Here is a 6,791-nt window from a genome sequence, read left to right on the forward strand (position 1 = left end):
CTTCTTTATATGAATACAAAAATTAGTGCGTTAGCGATTACTTATAATGAGGAAGACAATATTGAAAAATATATTGAACAACTTTCCTTTGCCGATGAAATTATCATTGTAGATTCGTTTAGTACTGATTCAACTGTGGAACTTGCAAAAAAGTACAATGTCACACTAATTCAACGGAAGTTTGATGATTTTTCATCACAGAAAAACTTTGCAATTGAGCAAGCTTCATACGATTGGATTTTGTTTTTTGATTTAGATGAAGAAATTCCGAAAGTCTTGGCGGATGAAATTGTTTCGACTGTGAATTCTGAAAATCCGATGAAAGCGTATCATGTGAAACGTGATTTTCATTTTATGGGAAAACGGATGAAGTATAGTGGTTTTCAAACGGATATTTCTGTCCGATTGTTTCACAAAAACTACTGTCGTTACAACGGAAAACCTGTGCATGAAACCATTGAAACTACCGAAAAAATTGGAAAACTCAAAAATGCTGTTGCGCATCAAACTTATAAAAGCTTTGACAATTACAATGAAAAATTGAGTCATTACAGTCGTTTGCAAGCAGAAGCTTTGTACAAAAAAAATGTACGTCCAAATATGTATCATTTCTTCTTTCGACCTTGGTATCGATTTGTTCACCAATACTTTTTCCGTTTGGGAATTTTAGACGGAAAAGAAGGATTCATTTTATGTTATGTACACGCGTTTTCAGTGTTTAAACGCTATTTGCAATTATGGACGCTATACCGAAAAATAGACTAATTTTATTGTATGAAGAACGTTTTTTTAGAATCACACAACATCAAGAATTTACATTTTGGCTTTGGACAGTTTAATTATCATTTGATAAAAGGATTGTATGAAGCACAAATTGATGATTTTAAAATGACGCTTCACGCGAAAAACCTTAGCAAATTAACAGATGAGTTTGGAAATTATTTTGACTATAAAAAGTATCAATCGTTTCGCCGTTATCCGATGCTGCGCATTCGTAAAAAGTACGATTTATGGCATTCGCTGAATCAAAATATTAAGATTGAACCGTATCATAATATTCCGTATTTATTGACCGTTCACGATGTGAATTTCATTGAAGAAGAATCAAACGATATGAATCACGAACGCAATGTTCGTTTTCGCGAAAAGCTAGAAAGAAGTAGTGCCATTACGTACATTTCAAACTTCGCAAAAGCGTCAACGCATCAACATTTTAATGTTCCAAACGTTCCTGAATATGTAATTTATAACGGAAATCCAATTCGTGAAGTCACACTTCCAGAAAATTATCAACCAAAAATTACATCCGATAAGCCGTATTTATTTAGTATTGGTGAATTTACACCAAGAAAAAACTTCCACACCTTAGTGGAAATGCTGGCGCTTTTACCCGATTATAATTTAATCCTTTCGGGAAATAACAATACAGAGTACGCTAGTGGAAAACTTGCAGAAACCATTCAAAAATACAATTTGCAAGATCGCGTCATCATTACAGGGAAAATTGGCGATACCGACAAACAATATTACTTGCAAAACTGTGCTGCTTTTGTATTTCCGTCGTTGCGAGAAGGTTTCGGAATTCCTCCAATTGAAGCTATGCGATTTGGAAAACCTGTATTTTTATCTAACAAAACTTCCTTGCCCGAAATTGGTGGCGATCATGCTTTTTTCTGGGATCAGTACGATGCTGAATATATGGCAGCAATCTTAAAAAAAGGAATGCATACGTTTGAAACCAATAAAGAAACTTTTGAAAACGCGTACATTCAACGTGCCAAAAGCTTTGATTGGAACGCGACTGCCAAACAATACGAAGACGTGTATCGAAGTTTACTTTAATTCCATTTAGCATTTAGCATTTAGCATTTAGCATTTAGCATTTAGCATTTAGCATTTAGCATTTAGCATTTAGCATTTAGCAAAAATAATTTAGTTCCGCATCACGCAACCTTTTTCATAAACATACATCTACAATGTATACATTAAAACCAATACTATATGAAAAAGGTACTTATAACCACATTTCTACTCGGAATATTATCTGCTTGCAATATCGATGATGTTGAGCCTGATTTTATTGTTGTAGAAGAAACTTCTGAAAACGCAGCGGACTGTGTACCTGACAATCCGCCATCAATCTTAGGTAGAACATATTTTAGAAGCGGATTTGAAATTGATACAGCTGTCGATGTTAATGGTGATGGTATTTTCTCAACCGATTTAATGCAAGAACAACTTTGTTTTGATCTGAGTTTAGGTTTTGGTGAAGACTTACGTGTATCTAACCCAACTCATGATGCAGTGTCTTTATATGTAGATGATGACGGAAACGGAAATCTTTCGCAACGCATGAACTGTTCTCATGCAGATGGAACCGCAAATACATATATGCAAGTTGGCGAAACTATTAAGTTTTTTTATAACGAAAATGAATTACAATTTACTGGAACACTGTCTCAAGACGAAACTACTATAACATTTGAATTTCCAAATGACGTTTTATTTGGGTTTAACTTTTTTGATAATAGTAATGAAATATTACTTCAAGATGGTAGTATCTTAGAATACGAAGGTGGCGCAGTTGTTACATACACATTACAATAAAAAGATTTTTGTAGTATCTAATTTTTAGAATTATATACTATTTGAGGTAATTATAAACGCCTTAATTTTATTTAGTTTTTTTAGGTAGAATACCATTGTTGCGAAAGTAATAATGGTATTTTTTTATTGAAGCTCAAAAATAGGTTTCACCCAATTTTCAATTTTATACTTAGAAAGAATTGCTGCATCAATTTCTACATATTCAGAAGTGACAAAATCAGCAGGAATTTCAATAGCATGTTCATCTACAACTAGAATGTTTTGCGGATTGTAAAAATCGTAGTTTACTATATCTTTATTTGTTGTGATGAGTTTTTTACGATGTCCTAACGCTTCAAAAATTCGGAATGACAAACCAATTTGTTCGGTTCGTTGAATTTCCACAATAATCTTCGCTTTCTGAATCAAATTAGATACTTCTTGAATCGATTTTTGCGTTGTGATGATTTCTACATGATTCGCTGGCATTTCACTTCCATTGTAGACTTGAATGTGATAACTCCATGTATGTTCTTTTAGGTATTTCGCTAAATTTTCTAATAAAGGAAAACGGTAATCATTCGTTGAAATATTAAAAAACTGATAGTCGTATTCCGCGTGATTGCTTTCTTCAAAAATATAATTCGTCAAAAAAGACAAGTCATACGTTGAAACATCCAATCGGTCATAACTATAAATTGTATCAAACAATGGAATAATGTCTACTTTTCGTGGAAAACGACGCGTACTGTCATAATAATAGGCAATAAATTTTTGTGTGCTACTTTTAATGAATTGCAACAAATCATCTGACAACATATCGGGACGAATGATGAAAATTTCATCTTGTTGTCCTAATTGTATCAACGAAGCTTTGATTCGATCCGTAACAAATGTCTTTTTTAAATTCTTCCCAAAAATCAATTTCGAGAAAAAATTCTGCGCTTTATGCAACGTATTTTTATAGGAAAAAGCAGGTTGATCCAAATACAAAATTTGTACATCAACCGTTTGAAACTGTTGCAATGCTTTTTGAATATGCGCCGTGTAGCCAAAAGCAAAAGGCGCAATGATGAGTATTTTTTTAGAAGATTTCAATAGAAATTATACAACAATTCCCAATCCGTTGCAATGCGGATAATTATATACATTTTTTCCTGCTGCTTTTGCAATATCAATGACTGCTCTTCGTACTTCCGGAAAACTTTCTGTATCGTGAAAAATAGTACATTCACTATGTTGTGCAGCCCACAATCCGCATTCAAACGTTTCCTTATAATTATGTACAATATCTACATGCGAAAAATTGTATTTCTTATCATCTTTTTTAATCCAATCGCGGTAGTCGGACTTAATCAACTCAATATTTTTATATGCTGCCAAAGATGCTTTCGTTTTCTCATAATGATCACCTTTATGATCGGTATGTTCATCTCCGATAAAAATATCAACTCCTTTTACTTCTTTAAAATAGTTTGAAAACACGACTGAAGAATAGCCGAATTCTACACCAAACTCAATACATGAATCGCGACCAATATCAAAGCGTTCTAAAATATCTTCAATAATTAACTCCAAACCTGCCCAAGCCGTCACCATTTCCTTAATCTTTTCTGGCTTTGTCTTTTTAATAGGTTCGTAGGTTTCTATTGGCAATCTTTTATGCAAACGATATTTTTTTAATTTTGATCGAAGTCCCATATTTGTGGTTTGAGTTTCCGCAAAAGTATAAAATTCAACCTAAAATTGTGTAGTTTTGTACAATTACTGTGCTTATGAAATGAGTCATCACAATTTTTTAATAGCAATCGAGATGATTATTGGCGAAATCATAGATTCATGAATTCGATAATTTAAAATAGAGATAGATGCATAATTCCATCTGACAAAATTCATAAAATAAAACAAACAGATGAAAAATATTTCAATTGTTATCATTAATTATAATACGGCAAAATACACCTTAGAATGTATTGATTCCGTACTCAAATTCACCGACAAATCACTGTCGTATGAAATTGTAGTTGTTGATAATAATTCCAAAGCTGAGGATTTTAAACACTTAGAAGATAACTTCCCTAAGTACGATCATGTTTCACTACATAGAAGTGTGATTAATACAGGTTTTGGTGGCGGAAATATGTTTGGCGCTCAATTTACCAACGGAAAGTATATTTTATTCTTGAATAATGATGCTATGTTGCTAAATGATGGTTTGTCCATTTTACATTCGTATATGGAAGCCAATCCTAAAGTTGGTGTTTCTACAGCACAAAACTTTGACGAACATAACAAGCATGTTATTTCGTTTGATCACGACAAAGGCATTCGTAAATTATTATTGGGACGAAGTTTCTTGGAGAAAAATTGGGCTAATCAATTTCCAAAACGCAAAAAGGAATATACCGAACCTGTTTCTGTAAACTTTGTAAATGGTGCTTTTATGTTTTTTAGACGGGAAGCTTTTGAAAAAGTAGGTGGATTTGACACCAATATTTTCCTCTATTTTGAAGAAATGGACATCTGTTTTCGTTTGCGACAAGAAGGATATGCGAGTGTTTTAGTGCCCGAAGCAAAAATTTTGCATTATCAAGGAGTTAGTACAGGCGTTTCGGAAGCCATTAGCAAAGAAGGCATAATTTCACATTTATATGTGATCAAAAAGAATTATTCGTATGCAAAGTATCTATTGATAAGAAGTTACTTCTGCCTAAGCTTTCTTATCAAGCCAAAAAAATGGTTTATGCTATCTTTAGTTTGGAAAGGCGCACACTTGTCGGAATCATTAAAACAAAAACAGCAAATTCGGTTTTAATCATGACTTCAGCAATTCAAAATACTTTTGATCAATTACAATCAGGAAACACCATTTTATATCCTACAGATACCGTTTGGGGATTGGGTTGCGATGCTACAAATGTAGAAGCTGTTGCTAAAATTTATGCGTTAAAAAACCGAGAAGAAAGCAAAGCCTTAATCTGTTTGGTAAGTGATATTCGTATGTTGGAACGTTTTATAGAAAACATTCCTGATGTTGCTTATGATTTGATTGAAGCCACTGACAGACCCACAACCATTATTTATGACAATCCTGTAGGAATTGCTAAAAACTTAGTTGCCGAAGATAATACACTCGCTATTCGGATTCCTAATGATGAATTTTGTCAAAAACTCATTCGTAAATTCAAACGTCCAATAGTTTCTACTTCCGCAAACATTAGCGGACAACCGACGCCGAAAAACTTCCAGGAGATTAGTGCTGAAATAAAAAGTAATGTTGATTACGTTGTAAATTTGAAAGGCACCAAAAAAACGGTAAAGCCTTCAACGATTATCCAAGTCCGATCTAACGGAGAAATTAAGATTATTCGCGCTTAATTTTGTTGTTAGTTGTATATTTTCAAAATGAGAATGTACGCTTATATAATTTTTCATACACTATCTTAAAAGTTGACTAAATTGTAGATTTCTTAAGTTTGAATTATGGCAAATATTATCTACAAAAAAGAAAGTTATGCAATTATTGGCGCATTATTTAGTGTATATAACAATTTAGGAAGCGGGTTTTCTGAAATAGTTTACAAAGACGCCTTAGAATACGAATTTCAACTTTTAAATATTCCTTTTGAAAGAGAGAAACAATACCGTGTTGCATACAAAGACACTATTTTAAAACATAAATTCTATGCAGATTTTGTAGTTTTTGATAAAATTATACTTGAAATAAAAACGGTTACAAACTTACATGACAAACATTTCGGGCAATGTCTTAATTATCTAAAAGTTTCAAAATGCAAACTAGCTATTTTGGCGAATTTTCATAGAGATTTACTTGATCACCGAAGAATCGTATTGTAATTCAAACCACAGCAGTAACCAAAAAAAAAAATCGTGAATTCGTGACAAAAAAAAACAAAAACGCACTACGAATTCACTAATCTTCTCTTTGTAAAAATTCAAACACAGCAGTAAACACAAAAAACAATTCGTGAATTCGTGACAGAAAAAAAAACGCACCACGAATCCACAAATCTTCTCTTCATAAAAATTCAAACACAACTGTAAACACATAAACAATTCGTGAATTCGTGACAAAAAACAAAAACGCACCACGAATCCACAAATCTTCTCTTTGTAAAAATTCAAAACACACAGTAAACCAAGAAACAATTCGTGAATTCGTGACAGAAAAAACAAAAGCTTAC

8 protein-coding genes are annotated in these 6,791 nt (G+C 32.7%); 6 read left to right on the forward strand and 2 right to left on the reverse strand.

Going from position 1 to position 6,791, the window contains the following annotated elements; all coding sequences use genetic code 11:
* From AB8B65_RS17735 to AB8B65_RS17745, 3 genes are all read left to right on the forward strand, one after another.
* Window positions 1-765 (forward strand): glycosyltransferase family 2 protein (locus AB8B65_RS17735; RefSeq protein ID WP_405302621.1); only part of this gene is annotated, 765 nt, incomplete at its 5' end.
* Window positions 766-774: 9 nt separating this feature from the next.
* A complete protein-coding gene (locus AB8B65_RS17740) occupies window positions 775-1,842 on the forward strand; it encodes a glycosyltransferase family 4 protein (protein ID WP_405302622.1) in 1,068 nt (355 codons plus the stop codon).
* Between the two features lie 159 nt (window positions 1,843-2,001).
* The gene (locus tag AB8B65_RS17745; RefSeq protein WP_405302623.1) at window positions 2,002-2,607 is read left to right on the forward strand and encodes a hypothetical protein; all 606 of its coding nucleotides are present in this window, start codon (window positions 2,002-2,004) and stop codon (window positions 2,605-2,607) included.
* Window positions 2,608-2,730: 123 nt separating this feature from the next.
* Here AB8B65_RS17745 and AB8B65_RS17750 read toward each other — a convergent pair whose 3' ends face one another.
* Window positions 2,731-3,684 carry a hypothetical protein gene (locus tag AB8B65_RS17750; protein WP_405302624.1) on the reverse strand — a complete coding sequence of 318 codons (954 nt, stop codon included), beginning with the start codon at window positions 3,682-3,684 and terminating at the stop codon, window positions 2,731-2,733.
* A gap of 6 nt (window positions 3,685-3,690) precedes the next feature.
* Complete coding sequence (locus AB8B65_RS17755; RefSeq protein WP_405302625.1) at window positions 3,691-4,287, reverse strand: class I SAM-dependent methyltransferase; 597 nt, start codon at window positions 4,285-4,287, stop codon at window positions 3,691-3,693.
* 211 nt (window positions 4,288-4,498) lie between these two features.
* Here AB8B65_RS17755 and AB8B65_RS17760 point away from each other — a divergent pair, with 211 nt between their 5' ends.
* From AB8B65_RS17760 to AB8B65_RS17770, 3 genes are all read left to right on the forward strand, one after another.
* Window positions 4,499-5,401, forward strand: coding sequence for a glycosyltransferase family 2 protein (locus tag AB8B65_RS17760; protein ID WP_405302626.1), 903 nt, complete (start codon window positions 4,499-4,501; stop codon window positions 5,399-5,401).
* Between the two features lie 2 nt (window positions 5,402-5,403).
* On the forward strand, window positions 5,404-5,964 hold the full coding sequence (locus AB8B65_RS17765; RefSeq protein WP_405302627.1) for an L-threonylcarbamoyladenylate synthase: 561 nt from the start codon (window positions 5,404-5,406) through the stop codon (window positions 5,962-5,964).
* A 105-nt stretch (window positions 5,965-6,069) separates the two neighbouring features.
* A complete protein-coding gene (locus AB8B65_RS17770; RefSeq protein ID WP_405302628.1) occupies window positions 6,070-6,444 on the forward strand; it encodes a GxxExxY protein in 375 nt (124 codons plus the stop codon).
* Window positions 6,445-6,791: the final 347 nt, after the last annotated feature.

Origin of the sequence: Kordia sp. (assembly GCF_045105435.1) — a bacterium.
In the GTDB taxonomy this organism is placed as follows: Bacteria; Bacteroidota; Bacteroidia; order Flavobacteriales; family Flavobacteriaceae; genus Kordia.